We start from the raw sequence: 20507 nt of genomic DNA, 5'->3' as shown, positions 1-20507 counted from the left end.
CCTGCACTTCTAGTGAATCGAGGGATCCGTGCCCTTCCGCCCGGTCGCCGAGCTCGACCACGATCCGCACACGCTGGTCTTCGAGCACGGCTGGCAGTCCTGGAGCCCGAGTGGCTGGTACCGGCTCGACGCGCGGCCGCCGCGGCCGACCGCGCCCAACCATCACGTGATGGCGTACCGCCCCGGAGTCGATGCGGGCCGGTTCCAGGGCGAGGGACTGCTCGCGGTCGCGACCGCCGGCGAGGTCACCGTCATCGCGGCAGTCACCCCCGACGCGATCCCGTCGATCCGCGCCGAGGTCGACGGCGACAAGCTGGTGGTCGCGGCCGACGGCGACGTCGAAGTGAAGACCAGTACGCAGACCAACCCCAATCAGGCCCTCGCAGATTGGGCCGACACCTTCGCGGCAGGGGCCGGCGCTCCGGCGGTGCGCGTCTTCGGGCCGTCGTGGTGCAGCTGGTATGCGTACTGGGGCAAGGTCACCGAGCGGGACGTGATGACGGACGTCCGGCAGTTCGACGAGCACGACCTCAGCGTCGACCTGGTGCTGCTCGACGAGGGATACCAGACGGCGATCGGCGACTGGCTGACCCCGCGCGACGACTTCGGCTCGACGGTCCGGCTGGCCGCGGACATCCGCTCCAGCGGCCGTCGGGCCGGGATCTGGGTGGCGCCGTTCCTGGCCGCGGCGGGCAGCGAGACGGCTCGCAAGCATCCGGAGTGGCTCGTTCCCGGGATCAGCGCCGGTACGAACTGGGGCGAGGAGCAACTGGTCCTCGACGTCACGCACCCGGGCGCCGCGCGGCATGTCCACGACGTGTTCACCGAGCTCTGCCGTCAGGGGTACGACCACTTCAAACTCGACTTCGTGTACGCCGGCGCGATCGACGGACCGCGCCACGAGCAGGTCGACGGCGTCACGGCGTACCGGCACGGGATGCGGTTGCTGCGCGAAGCGGTCGGCCCGAACCGGATCCTGCACGGGTGCGGCGCCCCGATCCTGCCGAGCCTCGGGCTGGTCGACTGCATGCGGATCTCCCCCGACACCGATCCGTTGGTCGATCCACCGTCCGGCGACATCAGCCAGCCGGGGCAGCGCGGCGCCCGGTCAACCTCGGTCGCCCGCGAGTTCCTGCACGGGCGCTGGTGGGCGAACGACTCCGACTGCCTGATCGTGCGACCCGACATCCAGCAACGCGAGCTGTGGGCTCAGCACATCGCGGACGGTCCCGGGCTGCGGATGTCCAGCGACCCGATTGGCGCCCTCGACCGGTGGGCGATCGACCGTACCCGCGAGTTGCTCGTCCCGAGTTCACCGCGGCCGCATCCGCTCAAGGATCCCGATGCTTAGGCCGGCGCCCCGACGCGCCCGGCGCGTCGGCGCCCACAAGCAGACGGCCGCCGCCTACGCCCTGCTCGCGCCGAGCCTCGTCGGGGTCCTCGGGTTCCTGCTCGCGCCGGTGCTGATCGTCCTGGTGCTCAGCCTGTTCGACTGGAAGTTGCTCTCAACACCGGAGTTCATTGGCCTCGCCAACTACCGCAAACTCTTCGCGGACTCCGACGTCTGGCACTCGCTGCTCGTCACCTTGTACTACGTGGTGATCTGCGTGCCCGGTACGACGATCCTCTCGCTCCTGCTCGCCCTGCTCGTCGATCGCAAGCTGCGCGGGATGAAGTACTTCCGGGCGCTACTGGTGATCCCGTGGATGGCGACGCCGGTCGCGCTCGGTCTGGTCTGGAGCTGGATCTTCGACCCCGGCCGCGGCGCACTGAACCAGTTTCTCGGACTGTTCGGGATCGACGGTCCGGCGTGGCTGTCGTCACCGGTACTGGCGATGCCCAGTGTCGCGGCGGTGCACATCTGGCAGTTCGCCGGGTACAACATGCTGTTCTTCCTGGCCGGCCTGCAGAACATCCCGCCCTCACTGCGTGAAGCCTCTTCGCTGGACGGCGCCTCACCGATCGCGCACTTCTTCACGATCACGCTCCCGCTGCTGCGGCCGACGATGCTGTTCGTCCTGATCACCAACGTGATCGGCTCGTTCCAGGCGTTCGACACGATCTTCGTGATGACCGAGGGCGGCCCCGGCGACAGTACCGAGGTGACGACGTACCTGATCTACGACGAGGCGTTCCACAAGTTCGACTTCGGGTACGCGTCGACGATCTCGGTCCTGCTGTTCGCGGTCGTACTGATCGCGACGATCTCCCAGTTCGTGTACTTCGAGCGCCGTACGACCTACGAGGTGTCCGGATGAGACTGCGCATCTTCGTCTACGCCGTCCTGGTGGCCGGCTGCATTCTGGCGATCTTCCCGTACTTCCTGACCCTGCTCACCGCGTTCAAGGGCCCGGGGCAACTGTCCGAGACGATGCCGTGGGAGCCGGGACTGCCGCCCAGTACGGCCGCGTTCCACCGGTTGTTCGCGTCCGGCTTCGGCGGGTACCTGGTGAACACGGCGCTCGTCACGGCCGGCATCACGCTCGGGCAGCTGGTGTTCGCGATCCTCGCGGCGTACGCGTTCGCGCGGCTGACGTTCCCGGGCCGGGACGCTCTGTTCTGGGTGTATTTGTCGACTTTGATGGTGCCGCCGGTGGTCACGATGATCCCGCTGTACCTCATGATGCAGAAGCTCGGCCTGGTCGACACCTGGGCCGGTCTGATGCTGCCGACGATGCTCGGGACGCCGTACGCGATCTTCCTGCTCCGGCAGTTCTTCCGCGGCATCCCCGCGGATCTCGAGGACGCGGCCCGGATCGACGGCGCCGGCCGGGTCCGGACACTGGTGTCGATCGTGCTGCCGTTGTCGAAACCGATCCTGGTCACCGTCACCACGCTCGCCGTGGTCGCCAACTGGAACAGCTTCCTCTGGCCGTTGATCGTCACCAACAGCGAGAACAAGCGGCTGCTCTCGGTCGGGATCGCCTTGTTCAAGGGGGAGATCGGCGTCGACTACAACGCCGTGATGGCCGGCAGCCTGATCGCGCTGGCGCCACTGCTCGTGCTGTTCATCGTCTTCCAGCGCTTCATCGTCCGCTCGGTCGCAGTTACCGGGCTCAAGTAGTTCGGAGGCTCTCATGTCTTTGTCCAGGAGGACTTTTCTGATCGGCGCCGGCAGCGTGCTCGCACTGGCCGGCTGCGGCTCGTCGAACGACAAGCCGAGCGGCGGCGGCAAGGTCGAGCTCGTCTACCGCCTGTGGGACGAGCAGCAGGAGGTCGGGTACAAGGCGGTGTTCGCGGAGTTCACCAAGGAGAACCCGGACATCACCGTCCGGATGGAGGTGCTGCCGTGGGACCAGTACTGGACCAAGCTCACCACCGAACTGGCGAGCGGCAAGGCACCGGACGTGTTCTGGCTGACCGTCGACTACTTCCCGGACTTCGCGAGCAAGGGCGTGCTCGCGCCGCTCGACGACCTGATCTCCAAGGCCGGGCTGAAACTCGAGGCGTACCACCCGAACGTCGTGCAGTCGTACAAGTTCGAGGACAAGCAGCTCGGGATGCCGAAGGACCTGGGGATCGTCGGGCTGCTCTACAACAAGACGCTGGTCGCGAAGGCCGGCATCACGATGCCTTCCGAGTTGACGTGGGCGCCCGACGGGTCCGGCAGCTTCCTCGAGATCGCTCGCAAGCTGACCGTCGGCGAGAAGCAGTGGGGTTTCTGTTCCTGGAACCACAGCCAGACCCAGTGGCTGAACTGGATCGCCTCGAACGGCGGCCACGCGATGGACAAGCCGTACGGGACCTTCGACTTCGCCGGTGACAAGTCCGTCGAGGCGCTGCAGTTCGCCCGCGACCTGGTCTTCAAGTGGAAGGTGTCGCCGGACGGTACCCGGACCAACCCGCCGACCGGTCAGGCGACCGAGATGTTCTACCGCGGTGAGGTGGCGATGTTCCCGGCGAACAACGCGCTGCTCCCGTTCGCCCTGCCCGAGGTGAAGTTCCCGATCGGGGTCGCCGCGATGCCGGCCGGACCCGCCGGACGCACAGTGGTGATCAACGGGCTCGCGGAGGCGATGTTCGCGAAGACCAAGCACCCGGACGAGGCCGGCAAGCTGGTCACGTTCCTCGGCTCGGAGAAGGCGCAGCGGCTGATGGGCGATGCCGGGTACATCATCCCGGCGCTCAACGACGCCGGCGCCGGCTACCAGGCGTACTGGAAGAAGAAGGACATCGACGTCCAGCCCTTCATCGACTCCGCGGCCGGCAGCACCGTCAACCTTCCGATCGCGGAGGGCTGGACGGCCAAGTCTCCTGACATCAACAAGGCCGTGAACGACCTCTACCTCGACAAGGTCGGTGTCGCCGACATCGCCAAGGCCATGGACAAGATCGGAAACGACAAGTGAAGGAACTGACCGATTCGTACGCCGACGTGCAGGACGCCGGCGTACTGCGGGAACGGCTGGGGAACGACGGGTACTTGTTCTTCAGGGGCTTGTTGCCTGCGGACGTGGTGGGCGATGTGCACGAGCAGCTGGCACGGATTCTGTACGACAGCGACTGGCTGGACCGGGACGCGGATCCTCGGGAGTTGGTGGCCTCGGGGCGCGCGGTCGAGGAAGGAGCGGCCGGGTTCTTCGGGGCGTACACGGCGATCCAGAGCACCGAGGCATTTCACCGGCTCGCCGTACGTCCGGAGTTGCTGGAGTTGGCGGGGCGGTTGCTCGGGGAGGAGGCGTTCGCGCATCCGGCGCACATCTGCCGGATCGCGCCGCCGTCGCCGGGCGCCAACCCGACGCCGATCCATCAGGACTACCGGTTCATCCAGGGGTGCGTCGACACGCTGACGACCTGGCTGCCGTTGAGTGCGGCGCCGCCGGAGATCGGTGGGTTGCGCGTGTTCGCCGGGTCGCCGCGGCTCGGCGTCCTGCCGGTGCGGGCGTCCGACGGGCCGGGGATGATGCGGGCCGAGGCGGACGAGAACCATCCGGAGTGGCGTACGACGTCGTACCTGCCCGGTGACGTACTGCTGTTCGGGAGCCTCACCGTGCACGGCGCGATGCCGAACCGGACGAACCGGCTGCGACTGTCGGCGGACTTCCGGTACCAGGCGGTCAGCGCCCCGATGGCACGCGACCTCCTCGGCACCGGGAAACCGCACTACCACCCCGAAGTCCCCGACTTCCCCACCCTCACCCGCAACTGGACCTCGACCGACTGCATCGAGGTCCCCGCCGGCGTCAACTTCGTCAACCGCTGGGATCCGCGCGTCGACGACGTCCCCACACCGCCGTCCCGGTTCGCCTACGTCTGAAGGGCGGACCTGCAGCACTCACCAACCGCACGTCAGCGCTCGCGGTCAGGCGTGGCGGACGGCACGGAGGTCCTCCGGGAGCAGGTTGGTGAGTGCTGGGCGTCCGCCTACGGGACGATCACGATCTTGCCGCGGGCGTGGCCGGATTCGCTGAGGGCCTGGGCTTTGCTGGCGTCGGCGAGGCCGAAGGTCTCGGCGATGCGGATGGTGAGTTTGCCGTCGGCGACTGCCTGGAGCTGCGAGTCGAGGGCGGTCCGGACCTCCTCAGGGGAGGCCGTGCCGCCGCCGGACGTCAGGATGCCGAGCTCGCTCGCGGCAAAGTCGGCGATCGTGACGATCCGGTCGGTGCCGCCCCGGAGCTCGATCGACTCCTGCAGACCGCCCTGACCGGCGGTGTCGAACACCGCGTCGACGCCCTGCGGTGCGGCTTCGCGGACGCGCTCGAGCAGCCCTTCTCCGTACGCGACCGGGACCGCGCCGATCGAGCGCAGGTAGTCGTGGTTCGCGGCCGACGCCGTACCGATCACCGTGAGACCGGCGGCCTTGGCGAGCTGGACCGCGACCGAACCGACTGCGCCGGCCGCACCGTGGATCAGGATCGTCTCGCCGGACTTCACGCCGAGCAGATCGAGCACCCGCTGCGCGGTCTCGCCTGCCACCGGTACGCCGACCGCCTGTTCCCAGGCCACGCCGGCGGGCTTGCGCGTCACGTTCCCGCCGAGCGTGTACTCGGCGTACGAACCGCCCGCCGACCAGCCCACGACCTCGTCGCCGACCGCGAACGCCGCGCCGTCACCGGCCTCGTCCACGACGCCGGCTACCTCGAACCCCGGAATCGCCGGGAACTTCGCGGGCGCGAAGTCCTTCGTGAAGCCGCGGCGGATCTTCGTGTCGTACGGGTTCACGCCGGCTGCCTGTACCTTGATCCGCACCTGCCCCGGACCGGCGTGCGGCTCCGGCACGTCCTGGACCTTGAGCACCTCGGGACCGCCGTACTCCTCGAACTCCACCGCGCGCATGGCACCCGCCTCCAAAAGAATGGTTGTTGCTACAAGAAAAGCCAGCGCCGCCGCCCGGCATTCCCGGACGGCGGCGCTAGTTTGTTGCGGTTAGTTCTCTTCCAAGCGCGGGAACAGCGGGTCGCCCTTGGTGAGCGTGGCGCCGGCCGGGAGCTGGCCCCACGTCCCGGCGTCCTGGATCCGCTGGTCGGCCAGCGAACCGAGCTTCTCCTCCGCGCCGAGCAGGGCCCACAGCTTCGCGGACGACTTCGGCATCGTCGGGTTGTGCAGTACGGCGACCGCGCGCAGCACCTCGGCGGCGCTGTACAGGATCGTCGCGAGCCGGTCGCGCTGCGACTCGTCCTTCGCGACCTTCCACGGCTCCTGCTCCGTGACGTACCCGTTGACCGCGCCCACGAGCTCGTTGATCGCGGCCAGCGCGTCCTGGAACGCGAGCGTGTCCAACGCCTTGTCGGCGGTCGCCACGGTCTGCGCGAGCTTGTCGGCGAGCGCCTGCTCGGCCGGACCGTGGTCGGTCGCCTCGGGCAGTTGGCCGTCGAAGTACTTCCCGACCATCGCCGCGATCCGGCTGGCCAGGTTGCCGAGGCCGTTCGCGAGCTCGGAGGTGTAGACCGCGCTCAGGTGCTCCCACGAGAACGAGCCGTCGGACCCGAACTGGATCGTGCGGAGGAAGTAGTACCGGAAGGCGTCCGAGCCGAAGTGGTCGGTGATCTCGTGCGGCGCGATCGCGGTCAGCTTCGACTTGCTCATCTTCTCGCCGCCGACGAGCAGCCAGCCGTGCGCGAAGACCTGCTTCGGGACCGGGATTCCGGCAGCGATCAGCATCGCCGGCCAGATCACCGCGTGGAAGCGGAGGATGTCCTTGCCGACCAGGTGCACGTCGGCCGGCCACAGGCTCGCGAACCGCTCCGGGTCGGCGCCGTAGCCGGCGGCCGTCGCGTAGTTCAGCAGCGCGTCGACCCAGACGTACAGGACGTGGTCCTTGTCCCACGGGACCGGGATGCCCCAGTCGAAGGTGGAGCGGGTGATCGACAGGTCCTGCAGACCCTGCTTGACGAACGCGACCACCTCGTTGCGGGCGCTGGCGGGCGCGACGAAGCTGGGCTGCTCGTCGTACAGGGCGAGCAGCTTGTCCGCGTACGCCGAGAGCCGGAAGAAGTAGTTGGTCTCCGAGACCGTCTCCAGCTCGGTGCCGTGGATCATGCACCGCTGGACGCCGTCGTCGTCGGTCCGGATGTCCGCGGGGAGCTTGAACTCCTCGCAGCCGACGCAGTACAGCCCCTCGTACTCGCCCTTGTAGACGTCGCCCTGGTCGTAGAGCGCCTGGACGAACTCCTGGACCCGCTCGGTATGCCGCTTCTCGGTCGTCCGGATGAAGTCGTCGTACGCGATGTCGACGTCGACCCAGGCCGGCTTCCAGGCCTCCTCGACGAGCTTGTCCGTCCAGTCCTGCGGCGTCATGCCCTGGGCCTGCGCGCTGCGCAGCACCTTCTCGCCGTGCTCGTCGGTACCGGTCAGGTACCACTTGCGTTCGCCGCGCTGGGCGTGCCAACGGGTCAGGACGTCCCCGGCCACCGTCGTGTAGGCGCTGCCGATGTGCGGCGCCGCCGTGACGTAGTAGATCGGGGTGGTGACGTAATAGGCCTTCTCGGACATGTCAACAAGGGTAGTGCCGCGCGCCAGCCTCAGTTACCAGGGTCCCGGGCGGCCAGTACGGCGTCGTACACGGTCCGTTTCGGGACGTTGAAGCGCTTGGCGACGTCGGAGATGGCCTGCTTGCGCGGTGTCCCGGCCTCCTCGTCGACGGCCACCTCGCGGGCCAGGTCCTCCGGCGTCAGTACTTTGTCCGGGTCGGCGCCGGCCACGACCACGGTGATCTCGCCCCGGACGCCGTCCGCGGACCAGGCCACCAGGTCGGACAACGGCCCGCGCTTGACCTCTTCGTACGTCTTCGTGAGCTCTCGGCAGACCGCCGTCCGGCGATCCGGGCCGAAGGCGTCCCGCATCGCCTCCAGGGACGCGGTCAGCCGGTGCGGCGCCTCGAAGAACACCATCGTTCGTGGCTCGTCCTTCAGGTCCTCCAGCCGCCGCCCGCGCTCCCCCGGCTTGCGCGGCAGGAAGCCCTCGAACGTGAACCGGTCCACCGGCAGCCCGCTCAGCGCCAGCGCGGTCAGCACCGCCGACGGCCCTGGCACGGCGGTCACCGGTACGTCGGCCTCGATCGCCGCCGCGACCAGCCGGTATCCCGGATCCGAGACGCTCGGCATGCCCGCATCCGTCACCACCACCACGGTCTGACCGTCCGTGAGCGCCTGCAACAACTCCGGCGTACGTTCCCGCTCGTTCCCCTCGAAGTAGCTGACCACCCGCCCGCTCAGGTGGATTCCCAGTTCCCCCGTCAACCGCCGCAACCGCCGCGTGTCCTCCGCGGCCACCACATCAGCCGCCCCCAGCACCTGCCCCAACCGGCCCGAAGCATCCGAAACATCCCCAATAGGAGTCCCCGCCAACACCAATCGCCCGGTCATCCGCCCATCATCCCAGTCGTCCGGACCGACACCGGGAGGCGGTGGGACCGGGGGGTCCGTAGCATGGCGGGCGTGGCTGCTGTGATCGAGGACGGGACTGTCCGGCGGAGCGATGTGGACGCGGAGCACGAACTGCTCGGGCGGGACGTGCTCGGCCGGCGGCTGCCGCCGCTCAAGGACCGGTTGTACCCGGCCATGCCGCGGGACTTCGACGCCGGCTGGATCGCCACGCTCGCGATCACGCTGCTGGCCGGCATCCTGCGGTTCTGGCATCTCAGTACGCCGGTGAAGTTCGTCTTCGACGAGACGTACTACGCCAAGGACGCGTTCAGCCTGCTCAAGTTCGGCTATGCGCGGCAGTTCATCGACCAGCCGGAGGGGGCCGCCGACAAGGCGATCCTGGCCGGCAACCTGGACGTCTTCAAGGACACTCCGAGCCTCACCGTGCACCCCGAGGTCGGCAAGTGGATGATCGCGGCCGGTGAGCACCTGTTCGGGATGAACACGTTCGGCTGGCGGTTCATGCCGGCGCTGTTCGGCACCCTGACCGTGCTGCTGGTGATCCGGACCGTCCGCCGGATGAGCCGCTCGACGCTGATCGGCGCCATCGCCGGCCTGCTGCTCGCGGTCGACGGCCTGCACTTCGTGATGTCCCGGGTGGCGCTGCTCGACATCTTCCTCGCGTTCTGGCTGGTCGCGGCGGTCTCCTGCCTGGTGTGCGACCGCGACTGGACCCGCCGCCGGCACGCCGAGACCCTGGACAAGCCTGTCGACGACGGCGGCCGCCGGACGCTCGGCCGCTGGCTGCTGATCCGGCCGTGGCGGATCGCCGCCGGGATCTGCTTCGGTCTCGCGCTCGGAACCAAGTGGTCGGCGGTCTGGACGCTGGCCGCGTTCGGCGTCCTGGCGTTCGCCTGGGACTTCGGGGCCCGGCGCGCGCTCGGCGTCCGGTTCGCATTCGTCAAGTCGGCGCTCGTGGACGGCCTGCCGGCGTTCGTCAGCCTGGTACTGGTCGCCGGCGTCACGTACGTCGCCACCTGGACCGGCTGGCTGTTGCACGACAACGCGTACGACCACAACTGGGCCGCGAGCAATCCGGCACACGGCGTGATGAAGGTCGTCCCGGACGACTTCCGGTCACTGCTCGAGTACCACAAGGAAGTGCTCGCGTTCCACACCGGCGACTACATCAAGCACGCCACCCACCCGTACCAGTCGAACCCGGCCGGCTGGCCGATCATCGCCCGCCCGATCGGCTTCGACGCGGTCAACGACATCAAACCCGGTACGCCGGGCTGCAACGCCCCAGCCGGGCAGACGTGTCTGCAGGTGATCTCTGCCCTCGGTACGCCGCTGTTGTGGTGGGGCGGCGCGCTGGCGCTGATCTCCGCGCTCGTGCTGTGGATCGGGTCCCGCGACTGGCGGTTCGGCGTCCCGATCGTCGGGTTCGTGACGTGCTGGATCCCGTGGTTCGGGTTCGACCAAAGACCGATCTTCTTCTTCTACGCGGTCACGATGATCCCGTTCACCGTGATGGCGCTGGCGCTGGTCCTCGGCAAGGTCCTCGGGCCGGCCAAACAGGCGCTCAGTACGGCGACTCCACGCCGGCTCGTCGGCAGCGCGGTGGTCGGCGCGTTCGTCGTACTGGTGGTGCTGAACTTCGCCTACATCTGGCCGGTCCTGACCGACAAGGTGCTCCCGCACCAGGACTGGCTCAGCCGGATGTGGTTCAAGTCCTGGATCTAGGGCGTCGGATCAGGAGTCACGCCCTAGGCGCGTAGTCGACGTTCGTGAACGGCCAGCGCTTGGCCAGCCAGTCGGACACGGCCTCGTACAGTTCGAGGTCCAACTCGGCCCGGTCGGCGCGTACCCACGAACGGACGTCGGTCGCGCCCGGGTTCTTGCGCGACGGGTAGATGTACAGGCAGCCGATCACGTCGCCGTCGGTCTCGATGACCGTGTACGTGAACCCGCGACGTCCGGCGAAGTCGTCCGCGTGCCGCTGCAGATCACCGAGGTTGCCGTCCAGCGACATCCCGTCGACCGGCGGCCAACTGCTCCCCACGAAGCCCGGGGTCTCACGGATGTGGTCGATGCTGCTGGTCCACGCGGCGTAGTCCGGGGCGTTGTGCTCGGGGCCCAGCGGCTCCAGCCGGAAGCGCGGCGTGACGAGCTCGCGCGGTACGTCGAAGTCAGCTGGAACGAAGTCGGCCATGACGGCAGGCTACGAGAGCTGCCGCCGGACCGCATTCACATTTGGCTCAGTGCAGCTCGTGGCGGTTCTTGTCCTTGAAGCGCTTGCGGTGCCGCTTCGCCGACGACTGCCCACCGACGCCGCCGAACAGGGCGAGGCCCTTGATCACCACGGTCGGCGCGTTCGGGTCCGGGTCGTCGGAACCCTGCGCGGCGAATCCGCCGAAGATCCCGATCCCCTCGTTGCGCACCGTGACGCCCTCGGGCACCGTGATGTCGATCCCGCCGAAGACGGCGACCGCATAGATCGTCACCTCGCGGCCCTCGAACACGGCGTCGGTCATGTCCAGGTCGTGGCCCCCGAACATCGCGAACGCGTTCGTCCGCTGCTTCACCCGCCAACGGCCCTTGCGCTCGCCGCCGCCGAAGATCGCCACCAGGTGGTCGATGCTCTGGCTCGGATCGGCCGGCTCCTCGATCGGGACCAGGCTGGTCGACGCGGCCTGGGCCGGCTGCGCGATCGGGGCCGCCTGCCCCGGGACGAGCAGGTCACGGGTGATCGGCTCGAGCTCGCCGAGGGTCCGGGCCTGCAGCGTCTGCTCGAGCCGCTCGGAGTGCTCGTCCTGCGTCAACCGGCCCGACATCAGGGCATCCCGCAGTACGTCGACGACCTGGTCGCGATCGATGTCGGACGCGCGCAGATGCGCGTGCGGGTGCTGGTTGTCGGGCAGATTCTCCATAACACGCAACGATATATCGAGACCAGCCCCCTGAAACCACCGTGAAAACCCTGAACCGCCCCCGAGACGACCCTTTGCGGTAACAAATTCGCACCGGGCGACGGAAAAGTTCCGGAAAGGCGGTCAGGGGCGGGGGTGGACGCGCAGCGCGCAGAGGGTGGCTGCGAGGGTGAGCGCGGCGAACGTGGCCGCCGTACCGGGGTATCCGCCGAGGCTCAGGCCGAGCCCGCCGATCGCGGCGCCGAGGAACGTGCCGAGGCTCATCCCGGCCGCGTTGACACTGAGCGCCGAACCGCGCAACTCACCACTGCGGCGGACGAGGAGGGTGGTCACGCACGCGGCGACAGTCGCGTGACTGGCCCCCATGACCGCGGTGAGGACGAGTGTCAGCGGCAGGGTCGGCGAGAAGTAGAATGCGCCGACCGCGACCAGGGCGACGGTGATCCCGATGAGCAGCAGCCGCTCGGTCCACGGACGCTCGGTGGCGAGGTAGCGGCCGGCGAACAGGTTCCCCAGAAAGAACGAGGCGCCGCTGAGCGACCAGACCAGCGCGAACCAGCCCGGCGCGAGGTCGAACTTCTCGTCGTAGAACGCCGCCAGGTACGCGAGGTACCCCATGAAGGCAGCCGTCCTGAGCATCGCCACGGCCAGCAGCGGCAGGGCACCCGGGATGCGGGCCAGTTCGCGGTACGTCGCGAGGTAGCTCGTGCGCTCCCTGGCGGAGACGGGCGCCGTACGCCCACGTCCGCGGATGAAGAACGCCGCCGACAGAACCAGTGCGATCGCCGACGCGGCGAGGAGATTGCCCCGCCAGCCCCAGAGCAGCCCGGGCCCCGCGAGCACCGGCGCGGCCAGCATCGCCATCGCACTCGTCGTCGCCGACACCAGGGTGGCGGCCCGCCCCGCCGCGGCCGGCGCCCGGAAGCGATCCGCCGCCGCAGCGCCGATCGCCGGCGCCAGGATCGACGTCGACGCGCCGATCAGCAAGCAGAACGCCGCCAGCGCGAATACGTTGCCCACAGCACCTAACGCGGCCGAGACGCCGAGCAGGCCCAGACCGCCCGCGGCGACCAGTTCGCGCGGCGCGCGATCCATCAGCGGCGCCAGCAGTACGCCGACTGCCAGCGCCGCGAGTCCGCCGAGCCCGCGCAGCCCGCCGATCTCCGCCACGCTCCCCCCGGCGGCGTTGGAGATCGGCACCAGATACATCCCGAACACGGTGAACGGGATCAGGCTGACGGTCGAGGCCAGGAGGAACGGCCACAGTCGCTTGGCCATCCGAAGGTCGCCCGGCACCTCGGCGGCGGTGGTGATCTGCTGCGTGCTCATCTGTCCGTCCTGTAGCGATAGAGGCTGCTCGGGCGGGAGCTGAACTGGGAGAAGGGGAAGGGTTCCGCGGACAGCGCAGTCACGCCGGCGCCGAGGAACGCGCGCGCCACGGCACTGCCGGTCTGGGCATAGATCGCCAGCGGCTTCGATTGCTCGCGGCAACTTTTCAGCAGTACGTCGAAGCTGCCGTTCGACAGAGTCATCCCGGTCGCTACGACCGCGTCGGCCGCGTCGACGACCTCGGTCATGTCCCGTGCGACCGGCAGACCGGAGGCGGTTTCGCGCAGGTTGAAGTCGCACGGCAGGCAGATTCCGCCGCGCTCGGTGATCGCGTCGACAAGCGGGTTGACGACGCCGATCAGTGCGACCTTGGTGCCTTCGGCAACGTCCAATAGGCCAGCGACGGCGGCGTCGCGGGCCCGAGCGCGGACGTCCGGCGTACCGGCCGGAAGGACGACTTCCTCGGCGTACGGCGAGGTGTGATGCGGCTCGACGGATGCCAGGTACGCATCCAGGGCGGCGATCCGGACAGGCAGCGGCTCGTCGTCGGAGGACAGTACGTCGGCGAGCGTACGGCCGGACGTGTCGGCGCAGTAGGACGGATCGAGCTCACCGGGCTCGAACGAGCAGGCGCCGAAGACCTCGCCTACTCGCAGCAGGACGTAGTAGTTCCGGTACGTGACGTCGGCGCCGGGAAGACGGGTGGTGTGGTGCAACCAGAATGCGCTGGTGATGTCGAGGTCCGCGGGCGAGGGTGATCCGGCGAGGACGGAGGCGGTGAGCTCGGCAACGGTCATGGCAGATCGGCCAGCCTTTCGGGGTCGTACTGCAGGGCGGGGAGTTGCGGACGGCCGGCCGGCTGGAAGCAGTACAGCAAAGACCGGCGGTCGGTGGCCGTACGATTCGGGGCAGAGCGATGGACCATCAGGCCGGGGAACATCAGCACCGATCCGGCCGGCGCCTCCACCGTCACAGCGCGGGCCTCGTCCACCAGCGTTGGGTCGACCAGCAATCCGGTCGGGTCCAGTGGGTCGCGGCGTACCGGACCGACGGCCGGGCTGCCTGGGATCAGCGTCAGCGCGCCGTTCGCGGTGGTGTTGTCGTCGAGCATCACGATCGCGGTCGCGATGTCGTACGCCGCCGGGCCGCAGCAGCCGTACCAGTACGGGAAGTCCTGGTGCCAGGCGTACTCCGACCCGACGCCGGCGCGCTTGAAGTTCAGCTTCGCGACGAAGCGTCCGGTCGTTGCCCCGATCAACGAGCACATCGGGTCGGTCAATCGGTGGTCGTCCCAGAGTGCATCCAGGGCCGGATGCAGGTGTGAGACCGGGGACAGACTGCGGACCGCCTTGCCGATCGCGTCCGGTTCCCAGTGGATGGTTGTGCCGCGGACCGACTCCAGGCGGTGTCCGTCCGGCCAGATGTTCACCGTGGTCTCGCCTGCCTCGGCGGCGGCCACGACCTCCGCGTGCACCTGCTCGGCGACGTCCCGCAAGCGGTCAACCTCGTTTGTCCCGAACAGCTCCGGCAGCAGCACATACCCACTCACACCCCACACACTAATGCGATTGAGTCGCAGATGGGAATTCCCGGCGCTGAAGTTGGGTCGGCTCGCGGCGGTGCCAGGGCATGGTGGACCAGGGGACCTTGAGGTCTTCCAGGGAGTCGATCTCCTGGGGGCGCATCGACGCCATCGGGCGGGCCTCGGCGTGGCGGGCGAAGGCGGACTCGACGTACCTCGTGCCGGTGTCCGCCGCCAGGAAGACGTGCTGCCGGCCGCGGTCGCAGTTGTGCTCCCAGAGCGCCGACAGGTACGCCGCCCCCGCCGACAGCCCCGCGAACACCCCGGACGTCCGGAGCAGATCGACCGCCGCCGACATCGCGTACTCGAACGAGACCCAGTGCAGCCGGTCGTACAGCTCGTGCCGTACGTTCCGGAACTCGATCGAGCTCCCGATCCCCGCGATGATCATCTCCGGATCCTGCGTGTGCCCGGCCCCGAACGTCACGCTCCCGAACGGCTGCACCCCGACCAGATTCACGTCCCGCCCACCGTCACGCAGGTACGCCGCGATCGCGCCCGTCGACGCCCCGGTACCGACGCCTCCGACCAGGCACAACGGCCCGGTCGGGACGAGCGCGGCGACCAGGTCCGCGACCGCGCGGTACCCGAGGTAGTGGATGTCGTCGTGGTACTGCTGCATCCAGTGGTACGTCGGGTTGTCGCGGAGGATCTCCCCGATCCGGCGGACCCGGAGGTTCTGATCGAGCTGCAGGTTGTTCGACGACGGCACCTGCTCGACGGTCGCGCCGAGGATCTCCAGCTGGATCTTCAGCGTCCGGTCGACCGTCGTGGAGCCGACGATGTGGCACTTCATCCCGTACCGGTGGCAGGCCAGCGCGAGGGCGTGCGCGTAGATCCCGCTCGAGCTGTCGATCAGCGTGTCGCCTGGTCGGACCCGGCCGGTCTCCAGCAGGTGCCGGACGGCGCCGAGCGCCGAGTACACCTTCATGGTCTCGAACCGCAGGCAGATCAGGTCGTCCCCGGACGCCGATCTGACCCGGATCGGGTCCGGGTCCTTGATGGCCTCCGCCAGGTGGTCGTGCAGTCGCGTCATCGGCGCGGTTCGCTCCTTGGATCGAGGGTGAGCATGGGCGGAGCTTCGGGGTCACCGATGTGGGCCGCGGCGACCAGGCGCTGGGTCAGCTCGTGGCGCGGTTCGGTGGTGAGGGTTGCCGGCGGGCCCTGCTCGACGATCCGTCCGGCGTCCAGGACGACGACCTCGTCGGCGACGGCCGCGACCAGACCGAGGTCGTGCCCGATCCAGATCAGCGCCGTGCCGCGGGCCTTCAGCTCGCCGAGCAGGTCGAGGACCAGGGCCGTACCGCGATCGTCGAGGGCGGTTGTGATCTCGTCACAGATCAGGACCTCGGGGTTCGCGAGGATCGCCCGCGCGAGTGCGGCGCGCTGAAGTTCGCCGCCGGACAGCCTGCTCGGCGGGCGAGCGGCAGTGATCGCGGCGACACCGAGCCGAGCCAGGGTCGAGACGGCCTCGGCGCGGGCTTGCTCCGGGGCGAGTCCGCGCAAGCGTTCGGCCGTACGGGCAACTTGCTGGTCGACGGGGCGCCGCTCGTCGAACGACCCACGGACCTCCTGCCAGACGTACTGGACGCGGCGGTGCTGCTCGAGGGTGCGCTTGCGGAGGACCGGGAGGTTGTCGTCGTCAAGAAGCAAGGTGCCGGTGTAGCGCTCGTGCAGACCGGCGAGGCAGCGGGCGAGCGTGGTCTTCCCGCTGCCGGAGCGGCCGACGACGCCAAGACAGCTGCCGGCGCGGACAGTGAGGTCGACCTCGTGCAGTACGGCGCCGCGACCGCGCGGGCGCAACGAGGCTGACAGGTTCATTGCTCTTAGCAACGGTTGTCCGGGCGTGCTGGTTCCCGGAGCGTGCAGGTCCGGCGGCTCGGGGAGTACGTCGGTGGCGATCACGCCCCCGGCGTCGAGGACCACGGTCCGGGTGGCGAGCGCGCGGACCAGGTCGAGATCGTGACTGAGCAGCAGGATGCCGAGGCCCGCGGCGGCGAGATCACGGAGCTCGTGGACGAGACGCAGCCTGGTGATCGAGTCGAGCCCGGTGCTCGGCTCGTCGAGCACGAGGACCTGCGGACGGCAGGTCAGCGTCTGTGCGAGCGCCACGCGTTGCCGCTGGCCTCCGGAGAACTGGTGCGGAAACCGTTTGAGCGTTGCCGTGTCGCCGGGCAGCTGTGCGGCACGGACAGCCTCACCGGCGTCGCCGTCGTGGAGCTTCGCGAGTTCGTGCAGCGTCGTACCGATCCGCCTTGCCGGGTTGAGTGCGCTGCCCGGGTGCTGCGGGAGGTAGGCGACGACCTGGCCACGGACGTCGGCGTCCGTCACTCCGTTGCCATCGACAACCAGTCGGCCGGCGACCTCGACCAGCCCATTCAGCCGTACGCCGTCCCCGTACTCCCCCAGCAACGCCAGCGCCGAGGTGGTCTTCCCCGACCCGGAAGCACCCACCAGCGCAGTCACTTCCCCGGCAACCACGTCGAAGGACACGTCGTCCACAAGCACGGCGGATCCCGCGACCGCGGACAGCCCGCGCACCCGAACCAGCAGCTCCGCCCCGCTCATCGCGCCTCCACCGGACTGCGAGCGTGGTGAACGAGGCAGTCGGCCAGGAGGTTGAAGCCGAGAGTGAACGAGACCAGAAGAAGCGCCGGCGCGAGGACAGACCACGGCTGCAGCAGCAGACCCTCACGGTTGCGCGAGACGCTCACGGCCCAGTCGGGTGCGGTCGGACTCAGCCCGAGTCCGAGGAAGTTGACCGAGGCAACGAGGAACACCGCGAGCGTGATCCGGGTACCGAGATCCGCGGCGACCGGCCCGAGCACCGAACGTCCGACGTATCCGAGCTGAATCGTGAACCATGACTCCCGCTGCATCCGGAGCGCCTCGACAACAGGCCCACTGGCCGCGTCGAGTGCAGCCGCCCGGACCAGGCGCGCGACAGTCGGCACGTTGACGAGAGCAACAGCCACGGTGATCGCGACCGCCGACGCGCGCCAACCGACCGCGACCACGCTGATCACGAGCAGCGAGGGCAAAGGCAGCAGTACGTCGAGGGGCCGCATCAGGCCCTCGTCCAGCCACCGATGCCGAGTGGACGCGGCCGTCAGACCGACCAGCCCACCGAGCAGGTACGCCAACGCAACGGCCCCGAACGCCATCCCCAACGCCGAGCGGCCACCAACCAGCACCAACGCGAATACGTCCCGCCCCAAACCATCGGTCCCCAACAGACCTTCGGACGAGTACGGCAGTCCGTCCTGCACGTCGTACGGGATCAACGGCCCGAACACCGCGACGATCAGCGGCACCAGCGCCAACCCCACCGCGACGCGCTTCATCGGAGGAGCGCCGTCCGTGGGACCAGGCGATTGCAGACCAGGTCGGCGGCCAGGTTGATGAGCAGGGCGGCGATCGCCAGGACCAAGGTGAGGCCCTGGACCACGGGAACGTCCCGAGTCTCGACACCGTCGACCAGTGCGGTTGCGAAGCCGGGGATGGCGAAGATGGCCTCGACCACCAGCACACCACCCAGCAGCGTGTCTCCCGTACGGGCAAGCTCCTGAACCCCGGGCACCGCAGCGTTGGGCAGGACGTGCCGTAGCAGCAACTGACGGCGTGGGACCCCGAGGCGGCGCGCCTGGGTGATGTACTCCGCGTCGAGAGCAGCGACCGTCCCGGCGCGGACCTGCCGTGAGAGCAAGCAGACCGTCCGGCCGAACAGCACTCCGATCGGCAGGATCAGCAGCGCCGGCGACGCGAGGAGATTGCCGCCGATCCAGGTCGCCGGCAACCACCCGAGGCGTAGCGAGAAGACGGCCACCAGCACCACAGCGATCACGAAGTCCGGGATCGCGGACAGCGCCAGCGTGACCGACGTGATCGCGCGATCGAGGCGTCCGTTCTCCCGCGTTCCCATGACGATGCCCAGGGCAACGGCCAGCGGGACGACGAGCGCGAGGGTCGTCAAGGTGAGGACGAGCGTCGCGCCGATCGAGTGCCGCACGATGTCGAGTACGGGACCGCCGCTGATCAACGACGTACCGAGATCACCGGTGAGTACGTTCCCCAGCCAGTGCACGAACCGCTCGACCGGCGGCTGGTCGAGGCCGAGCTCGACCCGAAGGGCAGCGACCTGCGACGGCGTCAGCGTCTCGGTGAACCGCAGGTCGGCAGCATCGCCCGGCAGCAACGACGTCAGCGCGAAGACCAGTCCCGACAGCACGGCGAGCTGCGCCACAGCGAGCAGCGCTCGCTGGACGGCGTACGACCGCATTCAGGCCAGCCACACCTTGTCGAACCGGCCCTGGTCCATGGTGTTCGGCGGCGCCGCCTGCACCCCCTGCACCTTGGCCGACACCGCGACCAGGTAGTCCGGCAGGCCCCACGCGAGGATCCCGCCCTCTTCGCGCAACGTCTTCTGCAGTGCGCCGTACCGCCGCGAGCGCTCCGCCTCGTCCGTCACAGCACGCGCCGCCGCGAACCCCGCGTCGAACGCCGGCCGCCGCCAGTGCGTCACGTTGAACGGCGAGTGCGACAGCAGGCGATCGGTGACGTACTGCGGGATCGGCATCGCCCCCGAGCGGTGGTTGCCGATAGCCCCCTTCGTCAGGAGGTCCTTCGCGTACGTCTGCGGGCTGCCGGTCGTCACCTTCAGCCGTACGCCCGCCTCCGCGACCTGCTCCGCGAACAACGTCGCCGCCTCCACGAACCCGGCCGATGCGTCCGCGGTGAAGATCTCGACCTCCTTGCCCACGAGTCCGGCCTTCGCCAGCAACGCCTTCGCCCGTTCGACGTCCCGCTCGCGCTGCGGGAGCTCGGCCGGGTAGTACTGATATCCCTTGCCGAACAGGTCGTTCCCCACCTCACCCCGTCCGGCGAGCACAACGTCCACCAGCCGCTGCCGGTCCGCGAGCAGCTTGAACGCCAGCCGGACGTCAGGATTGTCGAACGGCGGCTGATCGACCTTCATCACGAACGCCTGCAGCGTGCTCGCCTCCGCGGCCACGATCCGCACCGTCTTCCCGGCCTCGGCGGTCCGCGCGAACGTCGCGGTCATGTCGTTGGCGTACTCGGCCTGGCCGCCCTGGACCGCGTTCGCCCGTGCGTCGGAGTCCGCGGACAGGACGTGCAACTCCTCGATCCGCGCGGGCTCGTCCCAGTAGTCGTCGTACCGCGAGGCGATCATCGAGCGGCCCGCCTCGAAGGAGACGTACCGGAAGGCGCCCGTACCAACAGGTTTCGAAGGATCCTTGAAGCCGTTGCGCACGATCTGCATGCCGATGCCGGCCAGCAACGCGGGGAACTCGGCGTCCGGCCGGGTCAGCACGAGCTCGACCGTCGAGGGCCCGATCGCCTTGCTGCGCTTGAGATCCAGCGTCGCGAGCGACGACTGGGCGACCCGTTCCGGTACGGCGGGATCGATGATCCGGGTCAGGCTGTACAGCACGTCGTCGGCGACCAGTTTCGCGCCGTCGTGGAACGTCGCGTCCCGCAGCGTGAAGCGCCAGGTGGCAGCCGTACCGTCGTGGTCCCAGTGCGCCGCGAGCCGGGGCACCGGCTTCAGGTCCGGGCCGAGCTCGACCAGCTTCTCGTAGAGCGCCTTGTGCCGCGCGATGTCCACGAACAGGCTCTGCACGTGTGGATCGAGCACTTCCTTCGCCCCACCACCGGCATAGACCGCCCGCAGCCGGCCACCCGGCCTCGGCTCCGCCGCGGCGGACCCACACCCGGCAATCGCAGCCAGCCCCGCAGCCCCCGCCAACCCACCGGCCAAACCAGCGGCCAGCCCCAAGAACCCACGCCTACCCAACGCCTCGGACACGCGCCACATCCTCACCTTGGTGAAAACGATTG

General features: G+C 69.0%; 19 protein-coding genes. 6 read left to right on the top strand and 13 right to left on the bottom strand.

Translation table 11 applies throughout. The features are described 5' to 3' along the window. The first annotated feature begins 28 nt into the window (after positions 1-28). The 5 genes from ACGFI6_RS33375 to ACGFI6_RS33355 are packed head-to-tail and all read left to right on the top strand — an operon-like array spanning position 29 to position 5257. Positions 29-1351, top strand: a complete 1323-nt coding sequence (locus ACGFI6_RS33375; protein WP_393125729.1) for a glycoside hydrolase family 36 protein — start codon at positions 29-31, stop codon at positions 1349-1351. Then, positions 1344-2258, top strand: coding sequence for a carbohydrate ABC transporter permease (locus ACGFI6_RS33370; protein ID WP_393125727.1), 915 nt, complete (start codon positions 1344-1346; stop codon positions 2256-2258). The genes ACGFI6_RS33375 and ACGFI6_RS33370 overlap by 8 nt, the downstream gene beginning before the upstream one ends. Continuing rightward, positions 2255-3064: a carbohydrate ABC transporter permease gene (locus ACGFI6_RS33365; protein ID WP_393125725.1), complete on the top strand. Its 810-nt coding sequence runs from the start codon at positions 2255-2257 to the stop codon at positions 3062-3064. The genes ACGFI6_RS33370 and ACGFI6_RS33365 overlap by 4 nt, the downstream gene beginning before the upstream one ends. Positions 3065-3077: 13 nt before the next feature. After that, complete coding sequence (locus ACGFI6_RS33360; protein ID WP_393125723.1) at positions 3078-4349, top strand: ABC transporter substrate-binding protein; 1272 nt, start codon at positions 3078-3080, stop codon at positions 4347-4349. Then, a complete protein-coding gene (locus ACGFI6_RS33355; RefSeq protein WP_393125721.1) occupies positions 4346-5257 on the top strand; it encodes a phytanoyl-CoA dioxygenase family protein in 912 nt (303 codons plus the stop codon). The genes ACGFI6_RS33360 and ACGFI6_RS33355 overlap by 4 nt, the downstream gene beginning before the upstream one ends. Before the next feature lie 107 nt (positions 5258-5364). Here ACGFI6_RS33355 and ACGFI6_RS33350 read toward each other — a convergent pair whose 3' ends face one another. From ACGFI6_RS33350 to rsmI, 3 genes are all read right to left on the bottom strand, one after another. After that, positions 5365-6276 carry an NADP-dependent oxidoreductase gene (locus tag ACGFI6_RS33350; RefSeq protein WP_393125719.1) on the bottom strand — a complete coding sequence of 304 codons (912 nt, stop codon included), beginning with the start codon at positions 6274-6276 and terminating at the stop codon, positions 5365-5367. A 90-nt stretch (positions 6277-6366) separates the two neighbouring features. Beyond that, on the bottom strand, positions 6367-7932 hold the full coding sequence (metG, locus tag ACGFI6_RS33345; RefSeq protein WP_393125717.1) for a methionine--tRNA ligase: 1566 nt from the start codon (positions 7930-7932) through the stop codon (positions 6367-6369). Between the two features lie 29 nt (positions 7933-7961). Further along, positions 7962-8804, bottom strand: coding sequence for a 16S rRNA (cytidine(1402)-2'-O)-methyltransferase (gene rsmI, locus ACGFI6_RS33340; protein ID WP_393125715.1), 843 nt, complete (start codon positions 8802-8804; stop codon positions 7962-7964). A gap of 63 nt (positions 8805-8867) precedes the next feature. On the opposite strand from rsmI, the gene ACGFI6_RS33335 reads away from it, so the two are divergent. Then, a complete protein-coding gene (locus tag ACGFI6_RS33335) occupies positions 8868-10550 on the top strand; it encodes a dolichyl-phosphate-mannose--protein mannosyltransferase (RefSeq protein ID WP_393125713.1) in 1683 nt (560 codons plus the stop codon). 16 nt (positions 10551-10566) lie between these two features. Here ACGFI6_RS33335 and ACGFI6_RS33330 read toward each other — a convergent pair whose 3' ends face one another. From ACGFI6_RS33330 to ACGFI6_RS33285, 10 genes are all read right to left on the bottom strand, one after another. Then, positions 10567-11019 carry a GNAT family N-acetyltransferase gene (locus ACGFI6_RS33330; protein ID WP_393125711.1) on the bottom strand — a complete coding sequence of 151 codons (453 nt, stop codon included), beginning with the start codon at positions 11017-11019 and terminating at the stop codon, positions 10567-10569. A gap of 46 nt (positions 11020-11065) precedes the next feature. Further along, positions 11066-11737 carry a DUF1707 domain-containing protein gene (locus ACGFI6_RS33325; RefSeq protein ID WP_393125709.1) on the bottom strand — a complete coding sequence of 224 codons (672 nt, stop codon included), beginning with the start codon at positions 11735-11737 and terminating at the stop codon, positions 11066-11068. Between the two features lie 123 nt (positions 11738-11860). Then, the gene (locus ACGFI6_RS33320) at positions 11861-13066 is read right to left on the bottom strand and encodes an MFS transporter (protein ID WP_393125707.1); all 1206 of its coding nucleotides are present in this window, start codon (positions 13064-13066) and stop codon (positions 11861-11863) included. Beyond that, the gene (locus tag ACGFI6_RS33315; protein WP_393125705.1) at positions 13063-13863 is read right to left on the bottom strand and encodes a Rossmann-like domain-containing protein; all 801 of its coding nucleotides are present in this window, start codon (positions 13861-13863) and stop codon (positions 13063-13065) included. Before ACGFI6_RS33315 ends, ACGFI6_RS33320 begins: the two co-directional genes overlap by 4 nt. After that, the gene (locus ACGFI6_RS33310; RefSeq protein WP_393125703.1) at positions 13860-14615 is read right to left on the bottom strand and encodes a phytanoyl-CoA dioxygenase family protein; all 756 of its coding nucleotides are present in this window, start codon (positions 14613-14615) and stop codon (positions 13860-13862) included. The genes ACGFI6_RS33315 and ACGFI6_RS33310 overlap by 4 nt, the downstream gene beginning before the upstream one ends. Before the next feature lie 10 nt (positions 14616-14625). Continuing rightward, the gene (locus ACGFI6_RS33305) at positions 14626-15684 is read right to left on the bottom strand and encodes a pyridoxal-phosphate dependent enzyme (protein ID WP_393125701.1); all 1059 of its coding nucleotides are present in this window, start codon (positions 15682-15684) and stop codon (positions 14626-14628) included. After that, positions 15681-17216 (bottom strand): ABC transporter ATP-binding protein, encoded by a 1536-nt coding sequence (locus ACGFI6_RS33300; protein WP_393125699.1) that lies wholly within the window; start codon positions 17214-17216, stop codon positions 15681-15683. The genes ACGFI6_RS33305 and ACGFI6_RS33300 overlap by 4 nt, the downstream gene beginning before the upstream one ends. Continuing rightward, the gene (locus ACGFI6_RS33295; protein WP_393125697.1) at positions 17213-17992 is read right to left on the bottom strand and encodes an ABC transporter permease; all 780 of its coding nucleotides are present in this window, start codon (positions 17990-17992) and stop codon (positions 17213-17215) included. The genes ACGFI6_RS33300 and ACGFI6_RS33295 overlap by 4 nt, the downstream gene beginning before the upstream one ends. Beyond that, complete coding sequence (locus ACGFI6_RS33290) at positions 17989-18927, bottom strand: ABC transporter permease (protein WP_393125695.1); 939 nt, start codon at positions 18925-18927, stop codon at positions 17989-17991. The genes ACGFI6_RS33295 and ACGFI6_RS33290 overlap by 4 nt, the downstream gene beginning before the upstream one ends. After that, the gene (locus tag ACGFI6_RS33285; protein WP_393125693.1) at positions 18928-20484 is read right to left on the bottom strand and encodes an ABC transporter substrate-binding protein; all 1557 of its coding nucleotides are present in this window, start codon (positions 20482-20484) and stop codon (positions 18928-18930) included. Positions 20485-20507 lie beyond the last annotated feature (23 nt).

The sequence above is a fragment of the Kribbella sp. NPDC048928 genome (genome assembly GCF_043197975.1).
In the GTDB taxonomy this organism is placed as follows: domain Bacteria; phylum Actinomycetota; class Actinomycetes; order Propionibacteriales; family Kribbellaceae; genus Kribbella.
Note: the sequence above shows the minus strand (reverse complement) of the source record. Positions and strands in the feature narration are given on the sequence as shown.